23 protein-coding genes are annotated in these 21,195 nt (G+C 55.3%); 3 read left to right on the top strand and 20 right to left on the bottom strand.

Annotated elements, in window-relative coordinates:
- Positions 1-5: 5 nt before the first annotated feature.
- From ACX1CU_RS19225 to ACX1CU_RS19280, 12 genes are all read right to left on the bottom strand, one after another.
- Complete coding sequence (locus ACX1CU_RS19225) at positions 6-800, bottom strand: aspartate dehydrogenase (protein WP_459399829.1); 795 nt, start codon at positions 798-800, stop codon at positions 6-8.
- A 14-nt stretch (positions 801-814) separates the two neighbouring features.
- Positions 815-1,609, bottom strand: coding sequence for an SDR family oxidoreductase (locus ACX1CU_RS19230; RefSeq protein ID WP_459399830.1), 795 nt, complete (start codon positions 1,607-1,609; stop codon positions 815-817).
- Positions 1,606-2,424 (bottom strand): alpha/beta fold hydrolase, encoded by an 819-nt coding sequence (locus tag ACX1CU_RS19235; protein ID WP_459399831.1) that lies wholly within the window; start codon positions 2,422-2,424, stop codon positions 1,606-1,608. Before ACX1CU_RS19235 ends, ACX1CU_RS19230 begins: the two co-directional genes overlap by 4 nt.
- Positions 2,424-2,948 carry a cupin domain-containing protein gene (locus ACX1CU_RS19240; RefSeq protein WP_156293104.1) on the bottom strand — a complete coding sequence of 175 codons (525 nt, stop codon included), beginning with the start codon at positions 2,946-2,948 and terminating at the stop codon, positions 2,424-2,426. Before ACX1CU_RS19240 ends, ACX1CU_RS19235 begins: the two co-directional genes overlap by 1 nt.
- 18 nt (positions 2,949-2,966) lie before the next feature.
- Positions 2,967-4,229 (bottom strand): MFS transporter, encoded by a 1,263-nt coding sequence (locus tag ACX1CU_RS19245; RefSeq protein WP_459399832.1) that lies wholly within the window; start codon positions 4,227-4,229, stop codon positions 2,967-2,969.
- Between the two features lie 23 nt (positions 4,230-4,252).
- Positions 4,253-5,464 carry an NAD(P)/FAD-dependent oxidoreductase gene (locus tag ACX1CU_RS19250; RefSeq protein ID WP_459399833.1) on the bottom strand — a complete coding sequence of 404 codons (1,212 nt, stop codon included), beginning with the start codon at positions 5,462-5,464 and terminating at the stop codon, positions 4,253-4,255.
- A complete protein-coding gene (locus ACX1CU_RS19255; RefSeq protein WP_459399834.1) occupies positions 5,461-6,402 on the bottom strand; it encodes a VOC family protein in 942 nt (313 codons plus the stop codon). The genes ACX1CU_RS19250 and ACX1CU_RS19255 overlap by 4 nt, the downstream gene beginning before the upstream one ends.
- Positions 6,403-6,520: 118 nt before the next feature.
- Positions 6,521-7,315: an IclR family transcriptional regulator gene (locus ACX1CU_RS19260; protein ID WP_459399835.1), complete on the bottom strand. Its 795-nt coding sequence runs from the start codon at positions 7,313-7,315 to the stop codon at positions 6,521-6,523.
- A gap of 30 nt (positions 7,316-7,345) precedes the next feature.
- The gene (locus ACX1CU_RS19265) at positions 7,346-8,101 is read right to left on the bottom strand and encodes an SDR family oxidoreductase (RefSeq protein WP_459399836.1); all 756 of its coding nucleotides are present in this window, start codon (positions 8,099-8,101) and stop codon (positions 7,346-7,348) included.
- The gene (locus tag ACX1CU_RS19270; protein WP_459399837.1) at positions 8,098-9,141 is read right to left on the bottom strand and encodes a Rieske 2Fe-2S domain-containing protein; all 1,044 of its coding nucleotides are present in this window, start codon (positions 9,139-9,141) and stop codon (positions 8,098-8,100) included. Before ACX1CU_RS19270 ends, ACX1CU_RS19265 begins: the two co-directional genes overlap by 4 nt.
- 19 nt (positions 9,142-9,160) lie before the next feature.
- The gene (locus tag ACX1CU_RS19275; protein WP_459399838.1) at positions 9,161-9,469 is read right to left on the bottom strand and encodes a recombinase-like helix-turn-helix domain-containing protein; all 309 of its coding nucleotides are present in this window, start codon (positions 9,467-9,469) and stop codon (positions 9,161-9,163) included.
- Between the two features lie 2 nt (positions 9,470-9,471).
- On the bottom strand, positions 9,472-9,789 hold the full coding sequence (locus ACX1CU_RS19280) for a non-heme iron oxygenase ferredoxin subunit (protein WP_459399839.1): 318 nt from the start codon (positions 9,787-9,789) through the stop codon (positions 9,472-9,474).
- A 300-nt stretch (positions 9,790-10,089) separates the two neighbouring features.
- On the opposite strand from ACX1CU_RS19280, the gene ACX1CU_RS19285 reads away from it, so the two are divergent.
- Both ACX1CU_RS19285 and ACX1CU_RS19290 read left to right on the top strand, forming a co-directional pair.
- The gene (locus ACX1CU_RS19285) at positions 10,090-11,274 is read left to right on the top strand and encodes a M20 aminoacylase family protein (RefSeq protein ID WP_459399840.1); all 1,185 of its coding nucleotides are present in this window, start codon (positions 10,090-10,092) and stop codon (positions 11,272-11,274) included.
- A 10-nt stretch (positions 11,275-11,284) separates the two neighbouring features.
- Positions 11,285-12,568 (top strand): MFS transporter, encoded by a 1,284-nt coding sequence (locus ACX1CU_RS19290; protein WP_459399841.1) that lies wholly within the window; start codon positions 11,285-11,287, stop codon positions 12,566-12,568.
- A gap of 95 nt (positions 12,569-12,663) precedes the next feature.
- On the opposite strand, the gene rluF is transcribed toward ACX1CU_RS19290, so the two are convergent.
- The 6 genes from rluF to ACX1CU_RS19320 all read right to left on the bottom strand — a co-directional run bounded on the left by rluF (position 12,664) and on the right by ACX1CU_RS19320 (position 18,492).
- Positions 12,664-13,533 carry a 23S rRNA pseudouridine(2604) synthase RluF gene (rluF, locus tag ACX1CU_RS19295; protein WP_459399842.1) on the bottom strand — a complete coding sequence of 290 codons (870 nt, stop codon included), beginning with the start codon at positions 13,531-13,533 and terminating at the stop codon, positions 12,664-12,666.
- Positions 13,534-13,588: 55 nt separating this feature from the next.
- The gene (speB, locus tag ACX1CU_RS19300) at positions 13,589-14,509 is read right to left on the bottom strand and encodes an agmatinase (protein ID WP_459399843.1); all 921 of its coding nucleotides are present in this window, start codon (positions 14,507-14,509) and stop codon (positions 13,589-13,591) included.
- A gap of 206 nt (positions 14,510-14,715) precedes the next feature.
- Positions 14,716-15,438: a peptide-methionine (S)-S-oxide reductase MsrA gene (gene msrA, locus ACX1CU_RS19305; RefSeq protein ID WP_459399844.1), complete on the bottom strand. Its 723-nt coding sequence runs from the start codon at positions 15,436-15,438 to the stop codon at positions 14,716-14,718.
- Positions 15,439-15,458: 20 nt separating this feature from the next.
- Positions 15,459-15,956, bottom strand: coding sequence for a peptide-methionine (R)-S-oxide reductase MsrB (msrB, locus tag ACX1CU_RS19310; RefSeq protein WP_459399845.1), 498 nt, complete (start codon positions 15,954-15,956; stop codon positions 15,459-15,461).
- A gap of 178 nt (positions 15,957-16,134) precedes the next feature.
- Complete coding sequence (speA, locus tag ACX1CU_RS19315; protein ID WP_459399846.1) at positions 16,135-18,123, bottom strand: biosynthetic arginine decarboxylase; 1,989 nt, start codon at positions 18,121-18,123, stop codon at positions 16,135-16,137.
- 225 nt (positions 18,124-18,348) lie between these two features.
- On the bottom strand, positions 18,349-18,492 hold the full coding sequence (locus tag ACX1CU_RS19320) for a hypothetical protein (RefSeq protein ID WP_422066799.1): 144 nt from the start codon (positions 18,490-18,492) through the stop codon (positions 18,349-18,351).
- A gap of 498 nt (positions 18,493-18,990) precedes the next feature.
- Here ACX1CU_RS19320 and metK point away from each other — a divergent pair, with 498 nt between their 5' ends.
- Positions 18,991-20,145 carry a methionine adenosyltransferase gene (metK, locus tag ACX1CU_RS19325; protein ID WP_459399847.1) on the top strand — a complete coding sequence of 385 codons (1,155 nt, stop codon included), beginning with the start codon at positions 18,991-18,993 and terminating at the stop codon, positions 20,143-20,145.
- A 62-nt stretch (positions 20,146-20,207) separates the two neighbouring features.
- Here the strand turns inward: metK and nadS are convergent, their stop codons facing one another.
- Both nadS and ACX1CU_RS19335 read right to left on the bottom strand, forming a co-directional pair.
- Positions 20,208-20,492 (bottom strand): NadS family protein, encoded by a 285-nt coding sequence (nadS, locus tag ACX1CU_RS19330; protein WP_459399848.1) that lies wholly within the window; start codon positions 20,490-20,492, stop codon positions 20,208-20,210.
- A gap of 1 nt (position 20,493) precedes the next feature.
- Positions 20,494-20,826, bottom strand: coding sequence for a type II toxin-antitoxin system RelE/ParE family toxin (locus tag ACX1CU_RS19335; RefSeq protein ID WP_459399849.1), 333 nt, complete (start codon positions 20,824-20,826; stop codon positions 20,494-20,496).
- Positions 20,827-21,195 lie beyond the last annotated feature (369 nt).

A 21,195-nucleotide genomic window follows, 5' to 3' on the forward strand; every position in this document is an offset into this window, starting at 1 on the left:
GCCATTCAGGCCATGAAACCGCCATCCACCAGACTACGGCAAGCTTGTACCGCGCTCAGCGCTGCCAGCGTGGACGTTTTCGGGTTACTCGCCAGCGGGTTACCGCACAGCTCAATCTGGAATTCACCAAACTGACCGCACACCTGTAGGCGATGAGTATTGCGCTGGGTATGAGGATCCACCTGCAAACGTACCCGCGTGGCATCCATTCCCATACCGTGCAAGGCAATGGTGGCCGCCACATTGGCGTTGGCCGGGAACAGTTGCGCCGCCTCACGCGCCGAACCCTCAAAGAACACCCGCGCTTCGCTGACGGCATTCAGGTCGATAAGCTTTTCCGCTATGCTGCCGCGCCAGCTGGCCGGGCTTTTGCTGGATTGGTAGGTGACGCTTTCCAGCCCACCTTCCCGCGCCGAAGCCAGACCGTCCATGCCCGCTACCGCGCCGGACAGCACGATCAGCCGCCCGTGAAAGCGTACACAAGCCTGTTGCAACCGCAGTTGCAGCGCCGCATCCGCCAGTGCTCCGGTAGAAATCACCGCCAGCCGCCAACCGCGCTTGACGATCGCTTCGCCGAACTCGGCAATCGCCTGTTGGCTGGCGCACTCCAGCACCAAATCCGGCTGTTCGCTGCACTGCTCAGGATGAGTCAGCGCCTGTACCCGCCCGGCAAAGGCTTGGTGGATATCGGCATGGTGTTTTTCACGAGCAACAATCCAAGCGGCTTCGACACCTTCCGGCAGGCGCGCCAGCACCTCTTTTGCCATCGCGCCGTAGCCAATCATCATGATCTTTTTCATCTTTTCGGCCCTGATTACAGATGGCGGCTGAAGCCGCCGGAAACGTCCAGCGCTGCGCCAGTGGTAAATGACGCCATCGGCGAAGCCAAGAACAGCAAGGCCCGCGCCGGTTCCTGCGGCTTACCCAAGCGCCCCAATGGGATGCCGCGCCGGGCGGCGATCGCCGCCGTCCATTGCTCCCAGCTTTGTGCTTTATCCTCACGCTCGGCAAAACGCCGCCGCCATTGGCCGGACTCCACCATGCCAAGCAGGATGGAATTAACGCGGATGCCATTGCCCACCAGCTCTTTCGACAGCGTCAGCGTCATGTTGAGCAGCGCGGCGCGAGCGGCAGAGGTGGCGATCATGTGCTCCTCAGGTTGCAACGCCAGCAGCGAGTTAACACAGGTTATAGAGGCGATCTCCGAACGTTCCAGCGCGGGTAAGAAAGCCTGCACCGGGTTGATCACGCCGAACAGTTTCAACTCCGCTTCGTGCAGCCAGGCGTCACGCGGGGTTTGGTCAAAATGAGCGACAAACCCTTGCCCAGCGTTATTGATCAGCATATCCACCCCGCCAAAGCGGCTGCTGACCTGCTGAGCAAACTGCGCCACCTGCTCTGCATCAAGCACATCGCAACGCAGCGCCAGGATCTCCGCCTGCGGGAACTCCTCGCGCAGGCTGGCTTCGGCGCTGGCCAGTTTGTCCAAGTTGCGGCCACAGAAGGCCACCTTCGCCCCTTCCGCCAGCAGCAGGCGCAGGGTTTCAAAACCGATCCCTGAGGAACCGCCGGTCACCACCGCGACTCGCTGTTCAATCTGAAAATTCATGGTTGGATCACCCCCGTAAAATCCTGCATATAGCGGTTGAATTGCGCTGGAGCATCGAGATAGCTGGCATGCCCGGCGGCGTCAATCAGACGAAACTGGGCATCCTGCTGCTGCGCCAACGCTTTCGCAGCCTGCGGTGGCGTGATGCGATCATCCCCCCCACACCACACCTGAAGCGGGCCACGGTAACGCGATAGATATTGGCTGATATCGTCATTCGCCAACATCCAGGCGGCGCTAAGAAAACCTGCCGGATTAAGCTGTTGCATACCGCTGCGTACCCAGGCGATATCCTGTGGATCGGCATCGCTACGCAGCAACGCGGCGGCACGCTGCTCGCCATAACCTTGCGGCCCCAGCGTTTCGATCATCTGCTTGCGCTGACGATATACCTGCTGGCGTTTTTCGACTGGTGCGGTGGCATAACCCTGTGCCGGATCCGCCAACACTAATCCACTCAATCCCGTTGGATAGGCCGCCGCATAGGCACTGCCGATCAATGCCCCGAGCGAATGCCCGACAATCAGCGGCTGCTCCAACTCCAGCTCGGCGATCAACGCCGCCAGCGCGTTGGCATAGTCGGCGGCCTTTGGCTCAGCCAGTGGCAACGCCGCACTGCCGCCATAGCCTGGTGCATCCCAGGCAATCAGGCGGTGACCGTCGGTCAAGGCAGCATCGCTAAGCTGCTTCACCCAGGACGCGGAACCGGAACTGATACCATGCAGCAGTACCACTGCCCGGCCGTGCCCGGCTTCGCGCCAACCCAGCCAAAAGCCACTACAATCCTCCTGCTGGCGTTCCGGTAATCTGCTCATCAGTAACGTTTCACCTTTGACAGTGGATGATCCGCCGGGTAGGTCGGGGTTTCCGGCTTGGAGGTGCCGAGCATCACGCACATTAATGCCTCTTCTTCACCGTGATTAAACAGGCCACGATAAATCCCTGCCGGTACGGAGATCAGATCCCGCTCTTTCAGTTTGGTTTCGTAATACTCCTCACCGTCCTGAATCATCAGCGTAATGCTGCCTTTGAGCATAAAAAATACTTCTTCTACGTCGTCATGCAGGTGCAGTGGCCCTTCGCATTTGGACGGCAGCACCATGGTAGAGAAGGTAAAATGCTCCGCCGGTACGGTGTTGGTGTCGCTGACCACGCCAGTCGCGCCAGTGCCGATATAGCGCATCTGCGCACGGCGGTATTTCGGATCGTAATCAGCCTGGAACTTCAGCGCATTCCAGTCATATTTACGGCCTTCAAACCGGGCGATACGGGATTCCACCCACTGCGCCATCGACAGATCCTGCGGCTTGATGCCAGTTTTATTCTCAACCTGGGACATGTTGTTTCTCCTTCGTTGTCAGTATTTCTTCAGCAACGGCAGCAGAATGGTGCTGCCAACCAAGGCCGTCACCACCAGGAACAGCAGGCCGTTATCCATATTGCCAGTGGCAGCGATCAGCGCCCCCATCAGCACCGGTGCCAAGGCACCGGCAAAATTACCCAATCCGTTAAAAACACCGCCCGCGGTGGCGCTCACCCGGCTGCTGGTGGCCTTCGCCAACAGGGCGAAGATATTCGGCGCACCGGCCCCCCACATAAAGGTGCTGAAAGACATCGCGGCGATCACGCTGTACGTTCCTTCCAGATGCAGCACTATCCCTAGCCCAAGCCCGGCCCCGCACAGTGAGATAAAGCAGGACAACGCACGGCGATCCAGTTTGTCTGAAAGCCAGGCGCCCACCACTTCGCCCAGCAGCATGGCGATAAACGGCAGCGATGACAGATAACCGGCATGTTCCAGATGAATACCTTTACCCTTGATCAGGTAGCTCGGCAGCCAACCGTTCATGCCCCACAGGTAGGTCAGAAACGCGATGTTAAACAGGCAGATCATCCAGAAATGCGAGGTACGGAACAGCTCACGGCGCAGCTGTTTGCGCTCGGCAATCGCCGGTTGCGTGACGGTGCTTTTCGCCGGGCGAGCCACGTTCAGGTGGCGCAAACCAAACATCACCAGCAACATAACCGGCAAGGTCAGAGAAGCCATAAAGAAGAAAGTGGTTTGCCAGTCAAAACGGCTAAGGATAAACAGCGTTACCGGGAACCCCAGCGCCGCACCGATCGGCGTTCCCAGCAGCCACATCATGGTGGCACGCGCCTGCAAACGCTGCGGGAAAGCATGGCGGACGATGGCGTAAGCTATCGCTATCAGCGGGCCTTCGGCGATACCTAGCAGAATGCGCAGGATCATCATGGTGTGATAAGAACGCGCTAGCCCCATCAGCACCATCAGTACGCCCCACACCACCATCATGCCGAGCAGCATGTTGACCGGGTTCAGCCGATCGCCAATGCCGCTCAACAGCATGGAGGAGAAGCCATAGGAGAACAGAAAGGCGCTCATCAATAACCCCAGCCGGGTGGGATCAAAACCGATGCCCATTGCCTCTTGGAATCCACTATCAGAAAACAGCGCCGCAATGCTGATCTTGTCGAAAAACGCTAACAAGACGCAGGCAAACAGGGCAATCGGCACCGACCAGCGCACGCTGGTGGGCTGATTTTCGGCAACAGCATCCCTCGCCCGACTGCCGTGGGCGTCAATATCTTGCGTAGTCATAAAACGCTCCCTTCAGTCGGACGTTATTTCAACGCCATCAGAGAAAACTCCACGTCCGCCAGTTGCTGCGGATCCAGTACCCGGCCGCTGGCCAGCCAGCGTTTACCCAGCTTGATGGTGCGCGCATCGTTAAACGCCACCATCTGTACCAGTTGCCGATCGGCATTCAGGGTGAAAAATACCTGCGATTGTGGCGTGTGGCGCACCACGTGATGTACGCCACCGGTCGGAACGCCGAGGATCTGGATATTGGCGTCGTATTGATCCGACCATAGCCAGGCGACGTCATCGTAAGGCGCGGCAAAAGCATCCAGCATGGCGCAGGCGGTGCTGATGGCCTGATTCTGCGCGTAAGCCCAGGATTGCAGGCACAGGCCAAGCTTGGGGTGGCGCGCGACGTCACCGGCGGCGAAAATCGCCGGATGGCTGGTGCGCCCCTGCCCATCCACCACAATACCCGCCTCAACCTGCAACCCGGCGTTGTGCGCCAACTCCAGATTCAGCTCAACACCAATACCCACCACCACCAGATCAAACGGCTGCGCGTCACTGATGTCGCTGCCGATCCAGGGCGTACCCTGACGATCTTCAAGCCGGATATCGCCACAGCCGCAAAGCACGCTGACGCCGTGCTGCTGATGCAGTTCCAGCAACGCCTGCGAAACATCGGCCCCAACGCTGCGCATGCACAGCGCAGGCTGGCGCTCAAACACCGTCACTTCGGCACCCAATTTGCGCGCCGATGCGGCGATCTCTAGCCCAATCCAGCCACCGCCGACAATCGCCAGCTTCTTGCAATGCTGTAACCCTTGGCGTAAACGCGCAGCGTCGTCCCAGGAACGCAAGGTCATCACCTGCGGGTGATTAGCCCAACTGGCATCCGGCAAGCGCGGCCGCCCACCGGTGGCGATCAGCAGTTGATCAAACTTCAGTTGCTCGCCGTTGCTGAGCGTGACGATCTGTTGCTGGCTGTCGATTGCCTCGGCGCGCAACGGGCGGTGCCAGTCGATATTCAGCCCAGCAACCACCTCGGCGCTAAACAGGCGGCTGAGCGGCGCATTGCCATCCAGCAAGGCCGCTTTAGACAGCGGCGGGCGTTCGTAAAAGTCATAGGGTTCATCACTCACCACCGTCAGCTTGCCGCCGTAACCGCGATCGCGCAGCGTCTTGGCGGCCCAACCTCCGGCCTGACCACCGCCGATGATGACAATACCCGCCTGGATGGGTTGGCTCATGCGGCCCCCGTTTTCTTATGCTGACGGCGGGTATCGTGGTCGATGCCGCCTTCTACCGCCCATTCGGTAAACGACACCAGCGAATGTTCCAGCTCACGCGGCTGCCAGTTTTCCGTCAGATAATCGTCATTGGTGTAGTACTCAAACGCGCCGCCGGTCGGGCTGTTGACGTACCAGAAATAAGCCGAGGATATCGGATGGCGACCAGGGCCGATAAAGGTGCTCCAGTTTTCTTTGTTCATCGCAATACCGCCGCCAATCACCTCGTGAATATCACGCACGGTAAAGGCCACATGGTTCAAACCGCGCGAGCGGTTGGGCAACTTCAGCAGGAACAGGTTGTGATGCCCGCCGCGTACCTGGGCACGCAGGAACACCGCGCGATCGATGTAGCGATCCGACACCTGAAAACCGAGTTGCTCACAGTAAAATTTTTCGGTGGCGGCCAGATCCTCAACAAAGAACACCACATGACCGATATTGACCGGCTCAGCTTTGGCGTATACCGGGCTGGGTTGATCGATGCGGCGCACATCGCCCCATTGGTTGATCGGGGTCACTGGCAGCTCCACCTCACGCAGAGCAGTCACAGCAAAGCGCAGCGTCATGCCGTTTGGATCGCAGCACTCCAGCTCTTCCCCCACCTGGCGGAAACCCGGCATCTGTTCCAAGCATGGCTGCAACGCCGCCAGCGCGGTCGGGCTGTCAACGCCCCAAGTCATACGGCGCAGGGTAGAGCCAGCCTCAAATGCGGCCGGTAAAACCTCGCTGTTTTTTGGATGCAACACCACGCTGGCACCGCTCAGCGTGGTGAATTCACGGCGTGGTTCCCCTCTGTGTTGATATGTAGATTGCAGACCAAAGTCTTGCATAAATTTTTCGCACGTTGGCAGATCTTCAACGCCAAATTCCAGCTTTTCGATTCCGGTTATGCTCATTATTGTGCCTCACGTTCTCGCTGAATGCGTTTTTCAGGCGTGATCGAACCCCGACCCATGATTGCTATGAGTCTTATCCCTACCTGAGTCAAAAATTCTGTTTGGCTGGCAGAAATGCCTAGCCGACTTTTGCCTGTGGCGTTGCGCCCAAGAATCCGGAGATTTTCTCCGCCGCGTCTCGTACTTCCATGCGCAACCGTTCGCGATCTGCCTTCGGGATCTCGTCGGACGGCACCATAATGCTGACCACCGCTTCCACTCGCTGTTCGCGGTTAAAGATGGGATAGACGATCGAGGAAATCCCGTGGCGGAAGAAAGATTCGCCGATCACGTAGCCGCGCGCCTTATCCTGCTGCACCATCTGCCACAGCGCTTCGCGGTTGGCCGGAGTACCCAGGGCCGCATCCGGCAGCGTTTCATCTGGGAACAGCCGTTCGAACTCTTCGCGGCTGGTGCTGGTCAGCAGCATGCGGCCAAGAGAAGTACGGTGTACCGGCAAACGGGTGCCGACGCTGACCTGATTGATCTGCGAACCGGCGGCGCTGACGCGGGCGATGTAGATCACATCGCGCCCGTCGCGGATCGCCAAGTGGCTGCTGCATTGGCTGCGATCGCGCAGTTGTTCGATCACCGGCTGGCCCGCCTGGGCGACATCCAGCGAGGCGATATATTCAAAACCTAGTCGCAACACCTTGATCCCCAGCCCGAAGGTGTTGGTACGCGGGTTGCGCTCCAGAAACCCCAAGTGCTCCAGCGTTTGCACCACGCGGTAGGCTGTCGCCTTCGGCATATCGACCAGGCGATGTAATTCTGCAAAGGTCATTTCCTTGTGTTGCTCACTGAATGCCAGCAGCAGTTGTAAGCCGCGATCCAGACCTGGGATCAGATATTTACACTCTTGATCTTCTGCCATGTGGTGCTCCTTAACCTATCGGTCGGGCAATCAGTTAAATACGAAACCGCCGTTGACCGGCAGTAGCTGGCCCGTTACGAAGTTCGCCAGCGGCGACAGCAGATACAGCACGCTGCCGGTCACATCGTCAGGATGCTGCGCCCCCGCCAGCGCTCGCCCTTGTTCATACAGTTGGTGGCGTTCGGCAGGCACATATTCAGTGGCTTCAACCCGCGTCAGGCCCGGTGCAATGGCGTTGACGCAGATCCCCTGCGGCCCCAGTTCACGCGCCATGGAGCGGGTCATCGAAATGATCGCCCCTTTGCTCGCCACATAGGCCATCAGCCGTGGTGCGCCCCACAGGGCAGTATCCGAAGCGACATTGACGATCTTGGCGTGCGGCGTTTGTGCCAGCAGCGGTACCGCCGCCTGGCTCACCAGCCAGGTACCCCGCACGTTGACCTGCATCACTTTGTCCCACAGGTCGATGTCGTATTCCATCATGGTTTTGCCACCGACCCCGGTCGCCAACGCCGCGTTGTTCACCAACCCGTCGATCGCGCCACCTTTGGCAATAGCACTGAACGCCTCGGTGATCGACTGTGGCGACGCCAGATCGATCACCTGCGTTTCCACCTGCGCCCCTTGCTCACGCAGGCTTGCTGCGCTGTCTTGCAGCTCTTGCGCCAGAATATCGCACATCACTACGCGACCACCTGCTTGGACGATCGCCGCCGCAAAGCTGCGCCCCAGGCCGCGCGCCGCGCCGGTCACTACCACGCGTTTGCCCGCCAGCAAGCCATTCACTGTGCTGCCTCCAATTCGCTGAGGATCGCCAGCTGTTTCTGTGCTTCTTTCTGCATCATGCGGCGCAGGCGGGAAAGGCCAACGTCATGCTGATAGAGGTATTCCTGGCCACGCGCGTTCGGTGCCATGTTTTCCAACACGATGCGATCCTGCTCCAGTACGTCCCAGTGCAGTTGCTCCAAACGATTGCGGTACATAAAGCGCCACATGTCGCGCTGCCAGTCTTTTACCTGACGAATACGCCAGAAGAACACGCGGCAATGATCTTTATCTTCTGGCACCACCATGCCGATGATCCAGAAGTGGCCGCCAGGCCCAAAGCGTTTTTTGTACGGGATCGACAGGCGCATCCAGTAGGCACCGCTGCTGCCAAATTCGACCCAGTCGAAGTTCACACCGATCTGGCCGTTCTTTTTAAAGATAAAACCGCTGTCGGTAGGTTCCAGCGCCATATCGGCCTTGCGATCCCCTTCCGCCATCGAATGTGACGAGGAGTGCAGATAGGTGCCGTGCATCGGGTCCATCACGTTTTCCAATGCATATTGATAGTTACAGTCCCAACTGGCGGTACACAGGAAGTTGCTGTAGCTGGCTTCGTCCGCCAACTCTTTCGGGAAGGTTAGTTCGGCAGGTTCTTCGTCGGCGGTAATGCCGAAGTACAGGAACACGGCACCGTAGGCTTCTTTGGCCGGATAAGAGCGCAGGCACTTTTGCCCCACCAGCGGGCAGCGATCCACCGCCGGAACGTCTTTTACCTCGCCATCACCGCCCACTTCAACGCCGTGATACCAGCAGGCAATGCGATCGCCCAGGTTCCAGCCCATGGAAAGGCGCGCACCACGATGCGGGCAGCGGTCTTCTAACGCATGGATCGCCCCGTCTTTATCGCGCCACAATACGATCTGCTGTTCAAGGCGGGTGATCCCCACCGGGTTGTTACCCACTTCCCAACTGGCCAACACCGGGTACCAGATGCCGCGCAATCCCTGATCAAGATAGTTCTGCAATGTCTGTGCGGAGGATGCTGTATTTGCTGTCATGGTCTTCTCCCTGTGCGGCTCAGAAACCGTTTACGTGAAGGAATTCGCGGAACGTGGCTTCATTCCAAGACTGGCCGCTGCGATCAAACAGGCGGCGCTGATTCAGCGCGCTGACGATCTGATCCAGCTCTTCCGACCCCTGATCGAAGATCTCTTCCAACGCTGCCACCAACGCGGTTTCAAAACCATCCGGTACTCGCGCACGGGTTTGCCAAATAACGTTTTGGTATTGACCTGGCTGATGGATCTGACCATTGCCGCCCTCACGCGCCGGCGTCACCTGTTGGGTGTCCGGCAGCCAAGGATTGATATCGGTAATGTGCTGCATGCTTATTCCTCCGCAATAAAGGTGATTTGGATTTGGTTGTCGATCACCCGGGTTGGATAGATTTGCAGGTCGCGGCCACCCGGTTCGCGCAGGCATTGGCCGGTGCGCACATCGAACAAGGCTTCGTGCAGCGGGCACTCCACCTTACCGTCATCAACAAATCCCTGGCTGAGCAAGGCATAGGCGTGCGGGCAAACGTCTTCCAGCGCGTAATATTGACCGTCGATCAAATACACACCGACCTCTTTTCCTTCCACATTGGCGGAGAAAGGAAAATCCTCTTTCACCTGAGACACTTCACACACGTTCTTCCAGCTCATCGCTTCTTGTCTCCTATCTGATTGTTTCATATATGAAACTAAGTTTCTTATTTAATACACTCAATATAAGTCTGGTGAATTTCTCGTCAAGTCAGCAATGGGGGAAATGTTAATGAATAGTTGTTTAAAAGTTGCAAATGCGGAGTGGATCACGAAAGTACGTACTGAAATGAAAAGTGAGAAATGTATATTCAATTCAGAGCAGCTTGATAAGCTCCATAAACTTCACATGCAGCCAAAGCGTTGCTGCACAGGAGACTTGGAAGTCCCATTCTGATCCAGTATACAGAGGCTATCAGTATGATATTTAATGCAATAAACCTAGATGTTTTCAAAGAGTATGCCGCAGAAAGCCAAGCTCTTCGTCAGCATATTCACCAACACCCTGAGTTAGGTTATGAGGAACAGCAAACCGCCGATCTGGTGGCAGAAAAACTGGCGGCCTGGGGGTATCAGGTCACGCGCGGGCTGGGTGTCACCGGCGTTGTCGGTAAGTTGAAAAAGGGAGACAGCCAACGTGCGATCGGGATCCGGGCCGACATGGACGCGCTACCGATTGTCGAAAACACCGGTTTGCCTTATTGCAGCGTGCACCACGGCATCATGCACGCCTGTGGACATGATGGTCATACCGCCATGTTACTCGGCGCGGCGCATTATCTGGCCGATCATCCCTCCTTTAATGGCACGTTAAATGTCATTTTTCAGCCCGCGGAGGAAGGCTTGGCAGGCGCGCAGAAGATGATGGACGATGGCTTATTTGAACAATTCCCCTGCGATGCCATCTTTGCCATGCATAACATGCCGGGATTCCCTGAAGGGCAGTTTGTGTTCGGCGAAGGGGCATTTATGGCATCCAGCGATAATGTCACCATCAGGATCCATGGCAAAGGCGGGCATGGTGCCATGCCCAAAGGCACCATCGATGCCGTTGTGGTGGGTTCCAGCATCGTTATGGCATTACAGACCATCGTTGCACGTAATTTGAGTGCGCAAGAGTCAGGGGTGATTACGGTCGGTTCATTTCAGGGCGGTATTGCCAATAATGTGATTGCCGATTCGGCGGTATTAAAACTCAGCGTGCGCGCGCTGAACCCAGCAATAAGGGATCTGCTGGAAGAGCGGATTAAAACGCTGGTCAACGCTCAGGCGGCGGCTTTTGGCGCCACTGTTAGCATTGATTACGTTCGCTCCTATCCGGTATTAGTCAATAACCCTGAAATGACGCAGTTTGCCAAACAGGTGGCTCAGGATATGTTGGGTGAACAGCACGGCGATCAGGTTATTGACATTCCCGAGCCATTAATGGGCAGCGAAGATTTTGCCTTTATGCTGCAACAGCGGCCAGGCAGTTATTTATTATTGGGAAATGGTGCGGGTGAAAAGAGCTGTATGGTACACAACCCTGGATATGATTTTAATGATGCGATTATTACTCGTGGCATTGCTTATTGGAGTGCGTTAACCCAGGCGTTTCTAAAATAAAGGACAGACTATGGACAGTGCCAAGAAAAAGATTTCACCGGCAAAAGCGATTTTAGCCACCACATTAGGGAATGGACTGGAGTTTTTTGATCTGGTGCTGTACGCCTTTTTCGCCACTTATATCGCCAAAGCCTATTTCCCCGCGTCAGATCCGTTAGTCAGCCTGATGACCTCGTTCATGATCTTTGGCATGGGCTATCTCGCCAGGCCGATCGGCGCGCTGGTAATTGGCCACTATGCGGATAAAAAAGGGCGTAAGCCCGCCATGACGCTCACTTTCTTACTGATGGGCCTCAGTACCATGGTGATTGGTATCACCCCCTCTTATCAAAGTATTGGTATTGCTGCCCCGATCATTATTACGCTGGCCAGATTGGTACAAGGTTTTTCTGCTGGCGGTGAATTGGGCGCATCAACCACGTTATTAGTGGAGTATGCCAAACCCCACAATCGTGGATTCTATGGCGGCTGGCAGGTGTCTAGCCAGGGAGCCGGGAACCTGTTTGCCGCTATGACGCTGGTGATCCTGGTCAACGTGATGCCCGCAGAGAGCGTTCAAGACTGGGGTTGGCGTATTCCCTTTCTGTTTGGGGTGATTATTGCGCCTATCGGTTTGTATATCCGTTCAAAACTAGAGGAAACTGCGACCCACACATTGCAGGCTACGGAAAATAACGCCCCAAAAATCCCGTTAATTGAAGTGATCACCACCTATTATAAAGAAACCTTGTCGGGCATTTTATTAACTATTGGGGGAACCATCCCTCATATGATTATTATGTTTTATCTCCCCAACTATGCGATCAGCATTTTAAAGCTGGATACCGGCTATAGCATGCTGATAGGTGCCATCGGCGGATTAATTACTCTGATTGGTGGCCCGCTGGCGGGAATGTGGTCCGATAAGGTCGGCAGGCGCCCGCTGATTGCCGGTTCCAGGATCGTCCTTACCTTATTAATTTACCCGGCTTTTTATCTGTTAAGCAGTTACCCCAGCGTGCATCTTATGTTTGCCATTATGATCGTGCTGAGCACGATTAATATTATTGGTGCTTCGCCTTCCATTACCATTTTGCCTGAAATATATCCGCGCCATGTCAGAACTACTGGGCTATCTCTGGTTTACAGTGTCGCGGTGGGTATTTTCGGTGGTTTTTCACTCTCTATTGCCACCTATCTGATCAAAATCACCGGCAATGCGGCAGCACCGGCCTTTTATGTCATTGTCGGTTGCAGCCTATCGCTGCTGGCCTTCACTTTTATTAAAGAAACCAGTAAAGAACGGTTAAATTAATAAAGCGCGGGATTGCAGTGGGCTGAAGAACTGCCCGTTGCAATCCGCGCTTTCAGAGACGTTGGTTAGAGCGGCCAGCGCAACTCTAACTCGACTCAACGCCCTTTCTTTTTGCGCCCAGGCTGGGCAAAACGCTTGCGCGCTGCCGTGTTACTGCTTGGCTTCTCGGCACTTTTCGGCCCACTGCCCGCCGGTTTTTTTACCGCTGGGGCAGGTTTGGCTTTCTTCGCCGGTTTAGCCTCTGAGGAAGAGCCTTCAATCAATTTAAACAAATCGATTAACTCATCGTCGGTTAAATCGCGCCACTCCCCCAAGGGTAGCCCGGCCAGGCCAACGTTCATGATGCGCGTGCGTTCCAGCTTGGTTACCTCATAGCCAAAATGCTCACACATGCGGCGGATCTGACGGTTAAGCCCCTGCACCAGTACGATACGGAACACAAACGGCGCTTCTTTCTTCACCTTGCACTTTTTGGTCACCGTTCCCAGCATCGGCACGCCGGCACCCAAGCCACGGATAAAGTCGTCAGTCACCGGTTTGTTGACCGTGACCAGATACTCTTTCTCATGGTCGTTGCCCGCCCGCAGGATCTTGTTCACCAGATCGCCGTGGTTGGTGAGGAAGATCAGCCCTTGAGAATCTTTATCCAACCGCCCGATGGGGAAAATGCGGGTGCTATGGTTGACGAAATCAACAATATTGTCTTTCTCACCGTCTTCGGTGGTGCTGACGATGCCAACCGGTTTGTTGAGCGCAATAAAGATTAGGTTGTCTTCGTTGCGCGGCTCAATCAGCTGGCCGTTAACCTTGACGACGTCGCCAGCAAACACCCGATCCCCCAGCCCGACCCGCTTGCCATTGATAAAAACATTGCCTTGCTCGATGTAACGATCGGCCTCGCGGCGCGAACAGATACCGCTCTCGCTAATATATTTATTTAGGCGTGTAGATGGTTTAGTCAGCACGGTTCCTCCATTTTATTTTCACGGCAAACAGCTGCCGGCTCCATGGTGCCGGGCATTACCCCTGCTTTTTAGCCGCTTGTAGATACAGCATTTCCAGGCCCAGCGTGGCGGCGGCCAGTGCGGTGATCTCCGACTGATCGTAGGCAGGTGCCACTTCTACCACGTCCATCCCGACAATGTTCAATGATTGCATGCCGCGCACCAGCTTCAACGCACGATCGGAAGTCAGGCCGCCGATCACCGGGGTGCCGGTGCCTGGCGCAAAGGCCGGATCCAGGCAGTCGATATCGAAGGTCAGGTACACTGGCATATCGCCGACGATCTGTTTGATCTGAGTCAGCAGATCGTCCACGCCGCGATCGTTAACCTGCGCAGCATCCAGCACGGTAAAACCGTTGTCACGATCGAACTCGGTACGGATACCGATCTGCACCGAATGATGCGGGTCGATCAGGCCTTCGTTCGGTGCATGGAAGAACATGGTGCCGTGGTCAAACTTGCTGCCGTTAGCATAGGTGTCGGTGTGGGCATCAAAATGAACCAGCGCCATTTTGCCAAAGTGCTTGGCATGTGCGCGCAGCAGCGGCAGCGTGACGAAGTGGTCACCGCCGAAAGAGAGCATGCGCTTACCGGCTTGCAGCAGTTTTTCTGCGTGCGCCTGCAATTTTTCGCTCATATCATGCGCATCGCCAAAATTGAACACGATGTCACCACAATCGACGACGTTCAGGCGCTCGCGCAGATCAAACCCCCACGGCCAGCGTGCACCTTCCCAGGCCAGATTGGTCGATACCTGACGGATAGCCGCCGGACCATGACGGCCACCGGCGCGACCAGAGGTGGCCATATCGAATGGAATACCGGTGATGACCCACTCTGCATCGCTGCTGTAAGGCATAAAATTCAGCGGAAAGCGTAGGAAACCAAAGGCGTTGGACACTAAAGAATTATCGGGCTGATGGCCTAAGGTGCTCATAGTAAATCCTCATATTTCAACGGTTCGCCCGCAATCAATCGCTCAGGCGGTAGCAAAAAAAAATCCCTCCCGCGTCGTTAGCCCGACGAGAAAGGGATTGATTCAATGTCTGTTTCAGTACTGCTGATAGGAGCGGATTATCGCCGCATTTCGCTTGCGCTTCAAGACACTCGTCGCCACCAAGTATAGAAGAAACGCCCCCAGATTCAGTTAACCAGCGCCGGATCTTGGCGATATTGTTGTGGGAAAAGCTGCTGCAGCTGTTTTACCTTCGGCAGATCGTTGATCACGATATAGGGGTAATCAGGATTGTCGTTTAAAAAATTCTGGTGGTAAGCCTCGGCAGGGTAAAAATGTCCATTGCTCTCAATGCGGGTTGCCAAAGGCTTGGTAAAGCTATGGCTGGCATCCAACTGTGCAATGTAGGCCTCGGCCACCTGCCGTTGTGACTCGGTCAGTGGGAAAATAGCGGAGCGATATTGCGTGCCGCTGTCCGGCCCTTGGCGGTTAAGCTCGGTCGGGTTGTGAGCTACAGAAAAATAGATTTGCAGCAGTTGGCCATAGGAAACCTGCGTAGGATCAAAGGTGACTTGCACCGACTCCGCATGCCCGCTATTCCCCCCGCTGACGGTATCGTAATTGGCAGTTTGCGCCGTGCCACCGGCGTAGCCCGACACCGCGTTGGTCACGCCTTTAACGTGCTGGAAAACACCCTGTACGCCCCAGAAACAGCCACCGGCAAAGATCGCGGTTTCACTGTGTGACGTGGCCGGTGCTTCATCCTTGAGCGGCGCAGGAATCACCACTGCGGTTTCAGGGCCGTCAAACGCCCCCGCCAGGCTCTGAAAACCCAGCATCATCGCCAGCAGCAACGCTCCCCAGACTCCGTAAGAACGCAGTAATACAACCAATCTGTTTCCACTTTTCATCTTATTCCTCACTTATCTGGCTATGCCGATTGCGGCGTGAACACCATCGCTAAACCATTCATGCAGTAGCGCAACCCGGTCGGCGGCGGCCCATCGTCGAATACGTGCCCCAAATGACCACCGCAGCGCTGGCAGTGGACTTCGTCACGGATCATGCCGAATGAGCCGTCCTGACGCGTGGCCACGGCATGGTCAAGCGGCTGATAGAAACTCGGCCAACCGGTGTGGCTGTCAAATTTGGTCGCGGAAGAGAAAAGCGGCAGATTGCAGCCTGCACAGGAGAATATCCCGTTGCGGTGTTCGTCATTGAGCGGGCTGCTGTAAGGCGGCTCTGTGCCCTCCTCACGCAACACTTCATACTGCGCCGGGCCCAGCCGCTGCCGCCATTGTTCATCGCTATAGCTGATTTCAAACTGTTCTTTGCTGGCGGCCCGTGAGAAAAACGTGGGCAACAGCCCCACCGCAAAAGCAGCGGATATCGCACCACCACCCAGAATAAAATGCCGTCTGTTGATCATCGTCGTTACCTCAGTGAATAACCGATGATGACAATTTACGCGGAAAACCTAGACCAAATCCTCACGGAGAGTTAACTAATTTGTGATAACTCGGGGGATTGAAAATGATAAATCAGAGGGAGGCGTGAGAGGATAAACCGGCTGAGCGCAGAGATAACGCCCAGCCGTTGATGACTATTTATTCGTCTTCAAGGTACGTGTAACCATACAGCCCGGCTTCAAACTCTTCCACAAACTGCGCCTGCAACTCGCTGTCCAGATCGGTTTCCTTCACCTGATCGCGGAAACGGGCCAGCAGCACCTTCGGATCGAGCTGTACGTATTCCAGCATATCGGCGACGGTATCACCTTCGTCAGACAGTTCGGTTTCCACGCTGCCGTCTGGGAATACGTAAACATCAACCGATGCCGTATCACCAAACAGATTGTGCATATTGCCGAGGATCTCCTGATAAGCCCCCACCATAAAGAAGCCCAGCGCAGGTGGGTTTTCGGGATCGTACGGCGGCATCGGCATAGTGGTTGCCACACCGTCGCCATCAACATAGTGATCGATGGTGCCGTCAGAATCACAGGTGATATCCAGCAGCACAGCGCGCCCTTCTGGTGGCTTATCCAACCCTTCCAGCGGCAATACCGGGAACAATTGATCGATGCCCCAGGCATCCGGCATGGATTGGAACAACGAGAAGTTGACGTAGAACTTATCCGCCATCCGCTCCTGTAATTCATCAATGATCGGGCGGTGCGCACGGTTGCTAGGATCAAGCTGCTGCTGAATCTTATTGCAGATGTTCAGATACAACTGCTCGGCCCAGGCGCGTTGGGTCAGATCCAGCATGCCGTGAGCGTACTGGGTATGGACGTCGTGCAGATCCATCTGGCTATCGTGCAACCATTCACGCAGTGAGCGGCGGTTTTCCGGTTCGTTCAACTCCTGCCAGGTTTCCCACATGCTTTCCAGCGCACGCGGCGCATCGTCAGCCGGTGGAACCGGATCGCAAAATTCATTGCGCTCAACGCCAATCACGTTGGAAACCAGCACCGTGTGGTGAGCCGTAACGGCACGGCCAGATTCGGTAATCACCGTCGGGTGCGGCAGGCCATGTTCATTACAGGCATCACCGATCCCCCAGATCACGTTGTTGGCATATTCGTTCAGGCCATAGTTCACCGAACAATCGGACTGTGAACGAGTGCCCTCGTAATCAACACCCAGACCACCGCCGACGTCGAAGCATTGAATGTTGACGCCCAGCTTGTGCAGTTCCACATAGAAGCGCGCAGATTCACGCACACCGGTGGCGATATCACGAATGTTGGCCAACTGCGAACCCAGGTGGAAGTGCAACAGTTGCAGGCTTTCGAGGCGGTCCGCTGCGCGCAGGGTTTCCACCAGTTTCAGCACCTGAACCGCCGCCAGACCGAACTTGGATTTCTCGCCCCCGCTCGACTGCCACTTGCCCGAACCCTGTGAGGCCAAGCGTGCACGCACGCCCAAACGCGGGATCACATTCAAACGCTCGGCTTCCTCCAGCACCAGCTGGATTTCTGACATCTTCTCGATCACCAGGTAGACTTTGTGCCCCAGTTTTTCACCGATCAGCGCCAGACGGATATATTCACGGTCTTTGTAGCCGTTACAGACGATCACCGAACGGGTCATACCGGCATGGGCCAGTACGGCCATCAGTTCAGCCTTGGAACCCGCCTCCAACCCCAGCGGTTCGCCGGAATTGACCAGGGATTCGATCACCCGGCGGTGCTGGTTAACCTTGATCGGGTAAACCAGGAAGTAGCCGCCTTCATAACCAAAAGATTCACGCGCACGCTTGAACGCGGCGTTAATTGAGCGCAAGCGGTGCTGTAAAATCTGCGGGAAACAGAACAGGGCTGGCAGACGCTGGCCGTCTTTGCGCCGTTCTTTCACCAGTTCAGCGAGATCGACACGCGCATGCGGGACGTCCGGATCCGGGCACACGCTGATGTGGCCCAGTTCGTTGACGTCAAAATAATTGTTGCCCCAGTAGGCGACGTTATAAGTACGCAGCATCTTGCTGGCATTAAGATCATTCATGGCAACCTCCTGCATGGAGCGCAAAGATAAATTTTCATCCGCTACTGACGGATGGTGAATCAACAGATCATCAGACATTACTCGCCTCATATCGCGCACTGGCGATACAGTCAGCCACTATCGCAGCTAAAATCCGTGAGAACAACCCAGTAAAGCGCTACTCTGGCAGTGAATTAATCTGCCGTTCGTGATTCACGATCGGTTGATACCCAATAGATTTATTGTAAGACACCCTATTCAAACCTCGTGAATCGGGTCAAAAAAGATCCCACAGGAAAGCTGCAGGCTACCCTTGTTCAGTTCTTCAGATGACCGTTAGCCGGCCCGAGAATCCTGAGTAGCGCCCATATGGGTATAACATCGGGTAGATGGTGTGGAGACAAGACGGGAAATAACAGAAGAATATGCGCCAGAACGGCACTGCTGTTGAGAGCCAACAACCGGTAGACAACGGATCATTAATCCAACCACCTCCACGCACGTCGCTCGCAATGAACGACTAAGCCTCTAATGTAGTGTAAGAACGTTAACGTTCAGTGAAGCGGCGGCACCGTAATCGGTGCCTACGGCAGGTAATGATGCGGCGATCCGGGATTTAACCAAAACCGCGCTGTGCACCAAATGAACCGCGCGCGCAGTTTATACCGAACCCCTGGGTAAAATGCAAAATGAAAATTTGCCAGAAACTGTTTCAAGCGATGAAAATGGCGTCCGGGGCCGAATGTAAAAGAGCGCTATGGCAAAAAATTGCTGGCAATCCGGCCGAATGCTGGCCTAAAATAGACGTCCAGATGTTAATCCATCTATACTGTTTGACTGATAAACTGCTTAACGGCTTTGCCTGAGGGGCGTTGCAGGATGCATCTCGCCATCGGCGGAAGACCCTTCGCTTTGATGCCCGGATCTCCAGCGCTGTGCAGTAATTTCTAACCCGTCTTATGCAAGGTAAAGAACACAATGGCTAAACACCTCTTCACGTCCGAATCTGTCTCCGAAGGGCATCCGGATAAAATTGCCGACCAGATCTCTGATGCGGTTCTTGACGCCATCCTGGAACAAGATCCAAAAGCGCGCGTAGCCTGTGAAACCTACGTGAAAACCGGCATGGTTTTGGTTGGCGGTGAGATCACCACCAGCGCCTGGGTTGATATTGAAGAGATCACCCGCAAAACCGTGCGCGAAATTGGCTATGTCCATTCCGATATGGGTTTTGACGCCAATTCTTGTGCCGTGTTGAGCGCCATCGGTAAACAATCGCCGGATATCAATCAGGGGGTTGACCGCTCCGATCCGCTGGAGCAGGGTGCCGGCGATCAGGGCCTGATGTTTGGCTATGCCACCAACGAAACCGACGTGCTGATGCCTGCACCCATCACTTATGCACACCGCTTGGTTCAGCGCCAGGCCGAAGTGCGTAAAAACGGCACGCTGTCTTGGCTGCGCCCAGATGCCAAAAGCCAGGTCACCTTCCAGTACGATGACGGCAAAATCGTGGGTATCGACGCCGTGGTACTTTCCACCCAGCATTGCGAAGATATCGCCCTGAAAGATCTGCAAGAAGCGGTGATGGAAGAGATCATCAAACCGGTTCTGCCAGCAGAGTGGCTCAGCGCCAGCACCAAATACCACATCAACCCAACCGGCCGTTTTGTGATTGGTGGCCCAATGGGCGACTGTGGGCTGACCGGGCGTAAAATCATCGTGGATACCTACGGTGGTATGGCACGTCACGGTGGCGGCGCGTTCTCCGGTAAAGATCCATCCAAAGTTGACCGCTCAGCCGCCTATGCTGCACGTTATGTCGCCAAAAACATCGTTGCTGCTGGCTTGGCCGATCGCTGTGAGATCCAGGTTTCCTACGCTATCGGCGTGGCAGAACCGACCTCCATCATGGTGGAGACCTTCGGTACCGAGAAAGTCTCTACCGAGCAGTTGACCCTGCTGGTGCGTGAGTTCTTCGATCTGCGCCCATACGGCCTGATCCAGATGATGGACCTGCTGCAACCGATCTACCGCGAAACCGCGGCTTACGGCCACTTTGGCCGCGAGCACTTCCCGTGGGAAGCAACAGACAAAGCCGCTCAGTTGCGCGAAGCGGCTGGCCTGAAGTAAGTTTGTATTGCGGAAGTAACAACGGCGAGCCAGTGGCTCGCCGTTGTTGTTTTAGTGGATGGTCAATGCGCTGCCAGTTCACGAAAGAAAGCAGGGTTAGCCTGAATGGTTGCCAGCACTTTCGCCGCCAGGCCGGTTGGGTTGCGCCGCTTAGCCTCCCAGCTTTTGATCGTATCAACGCTGGTTCCCAACGCCTTTGCCATTTCAGCCTGTGAAACATTAAGCTGTTCTCTGATAGCCCTGACATCCGCTATCTCATAACGGGTAACATTAGCTGGCGCTTTGATACCGTGCTTGATGTCTACAGCTTCTTCCAGAGATGTTTTCAGGTCATCAAAAAAACTCATCTCACACCTCATCTTTCAGTAATTTTGTGAGTTTCTTCAACTCAGTTTTTTCCGCATCGCTCAGGCTGTCTTTGGTGCTCTTAGGGTAGGCCATAACGAGATAGATAACCTCCTCGGTTGCGAGGAAGTAGATGACTCTGGCGCTGCCACTCTTTCCCTGAGAACCTGTCGCCATCCTGATTTTTCGCAGTCCACCCGTTTTCTGAATCAACTCGCCTTTATCAGGGGATGCAATAAGCGCTTTCTGAAGATCTTTGAGCTCATCGTCAGTGGCGATCTGCTTTATCTGTCGGGTAAACATTGGGGTCTCGATAAACTCTATCGCATGACTCACTGAACATTCGCCTTATGTAGGTACATAGTACACCAATAGGAGTACTGTGTACACCATGGAAAATGGATGGATGCTCACATGACCGATTTCACTGAGTGTCATGATTATCCACGTTAGCAAAGGGGCTCTCCTATCACGGAGTCAGAGCTTTTTGGGTTCAGTGCAGGTTGATGTTATCGACTCGGGGCTTTTCTCTTTGTACCTTTCGCTCAGGCTCCAGATACAAAGATCCAGAGCACCCACGCGCAGTATATTCATCTCTCCGGCCTTACTAATGACCGTTTTATCGGTAAATGCCAACGTTGCGCAGCGCCGCGCAAAAACAAGAAAAAAGCCCGCAACAAAAGTCACGGGCTTGATAGCACAAAT

The sequence above is a fragment of the Serratia sp. D1N4 genome (assembly GCF_054552755.1).

What these genes read in the sequence shown, in the direction of transcription:
- ACX1CU_RS19225 (WP_459399829.1), bottom strand. Translation starts at nt 800, where the DNA reads ATGAAAAAGATCATGATGATTGGCTACGGCGCGATGGCAAAAGAGGTG.
- ACX1CU_RS19230 (WP_459399830.1), bottom strand. Translation starts at nt 1,609, where the DNA reads ATGAATTTTCAGATTGAACAGCGAGTCGCGGTGGTGACCGGCGGTTCC.
- ACX1CU_RS19235 (WP_459399831.1), bottom strand. Translation starts at nt 2,424, where the DNA reads ATGAGCAGATTACCGGAACGCCAGCAGGAGGATTGTAGTGGCTTTTGG.
- ACX1CU_RS19240 (WP_156293104.1), bottom strand. Translation starts at nt 2,948, where the DNA reads ATGTCCCAGGTTGAGAATAAAACTGGCATCAAGCCGCAGGATCTGTCG.
- ACX1CU_RS19245 (WP_459399832.1), bottom strand. Translation starts at nt 4,229, where the DNA reads ATGACTACGCAAGATATTGACGCCCACGGCAGTCGGGCGAGGGATGCT.
- ACX1CU_RS19250 (WP_459399833.1), bottom strand. Translation starts at nt 5,464, where the DNA reads ATGAGCCAACCCATCCAGGCGGGTATTGTCATCATCGGCGGTGGTCAG.
- ACX1CU_RS19255 (WP_459399834.1), bottom strand. Translation starts at nt 6,402, where the DNA reads ATGAGCATAACCGGAATCGAAAAGCTGGAATTTGGCGTTGAAGATCTG.
- ACX1CU_RS19260 (WP_459399835.1), bottom strand. Translation starts at nt 7,315, where the DNA reads ATGGCAGAAGATCAAGAGTGTAAATATCTGATCCCAGGTCTGGATCGC.
- ACX1CU_RS19270 (WP_459399837.1), bottom strand. Translation starts at nt 9,141, where the DNA reads ATGACAGCAAATACAGCATCCTCCGCACAGACATTGCAGAACTATCTT.
- ACX1CU_RS19275 (WP_459399838.1), bottom strand. Translation starts at nt 9,469, where the DNA reads ATGCAGCACATTACCGATATCAATCCTTGGCTGCCGGACACCCAACAG.
- ACX1CU_RS19280 (WP_459399839.1), bottom strand. Translation starts at nt 9,789, where the DNA reads ATGAGCTGGAAGAACGTGTGTGAAGTGTCTCAGGTGAAAGAGGATTTT.
- ACX1CU_RS19285 (WP_459399840.1), top strand. Translation starts at nt 10,090, where the DNA reads ATGATATTTAATGCAATAAACCTAGATGTTTTCAAAGAGTATGCCGCA.
- ACX1CU_RS19290 (WP_459399841.1), top strand. Translation starts at nt 11,285, where the DNA reads ATGGACAGTGCCAAGAAAAAGATTTCACCGGCAAAAGCGATTTTAGCC.
- speB (WP_459399843.1), bottom strand. Translation starts at nt 14,509, where the DNA reads ATGAGCACCTTAGGCCATCAGCCCGATAATTCTTTAGTGTCCAACGCC.
- msrA (WP_459399844.1), bottom strand. Translation starts at nt 15,438, where the DNA reads ATGAAAAGTGGAAACAGATTGGTTGTATTACTGCGTTCTTACGGAGTC.
- msrB (WP_459399845.1), bottom strand. Translation starts at nt 15,956, where the DNA reads ATGATCAACAGACGGCATTTTATTCTGGGTGGTGGTGCGATATCCGCT.
- speA (WP_459399846.1), bottom strand. Translation starts at nt 18,123, where the DNA reads ATGAGGCGAGTAATGTCTGATGATCTGTTGATTCACCATCCGTCAGTA.
- ACX1CU_RS19320 (WP_422066799.1), bottom strand. Translation starts at nt 18,492, where the DNA reads ATGATCCGTTGTCTACCGGTTGTTGGCTCTCAACAGCAGTGCCGTTCT.
- metK (WP_459399847.1), top strand. Translation starts at nt 18,991, where the DNA reads ATGGCTAAACACCTCTTCACGTCCGAATCTGTCTCCGAAGGGCATCCG.
- nadS (WP_459399848.1), bottom strand. Translation starts at nt 20,492, where the DNA reads ATGAGTTTTTTTGATGACCTGAAAACATCTCTGGAAGAAGCTGTAGAC.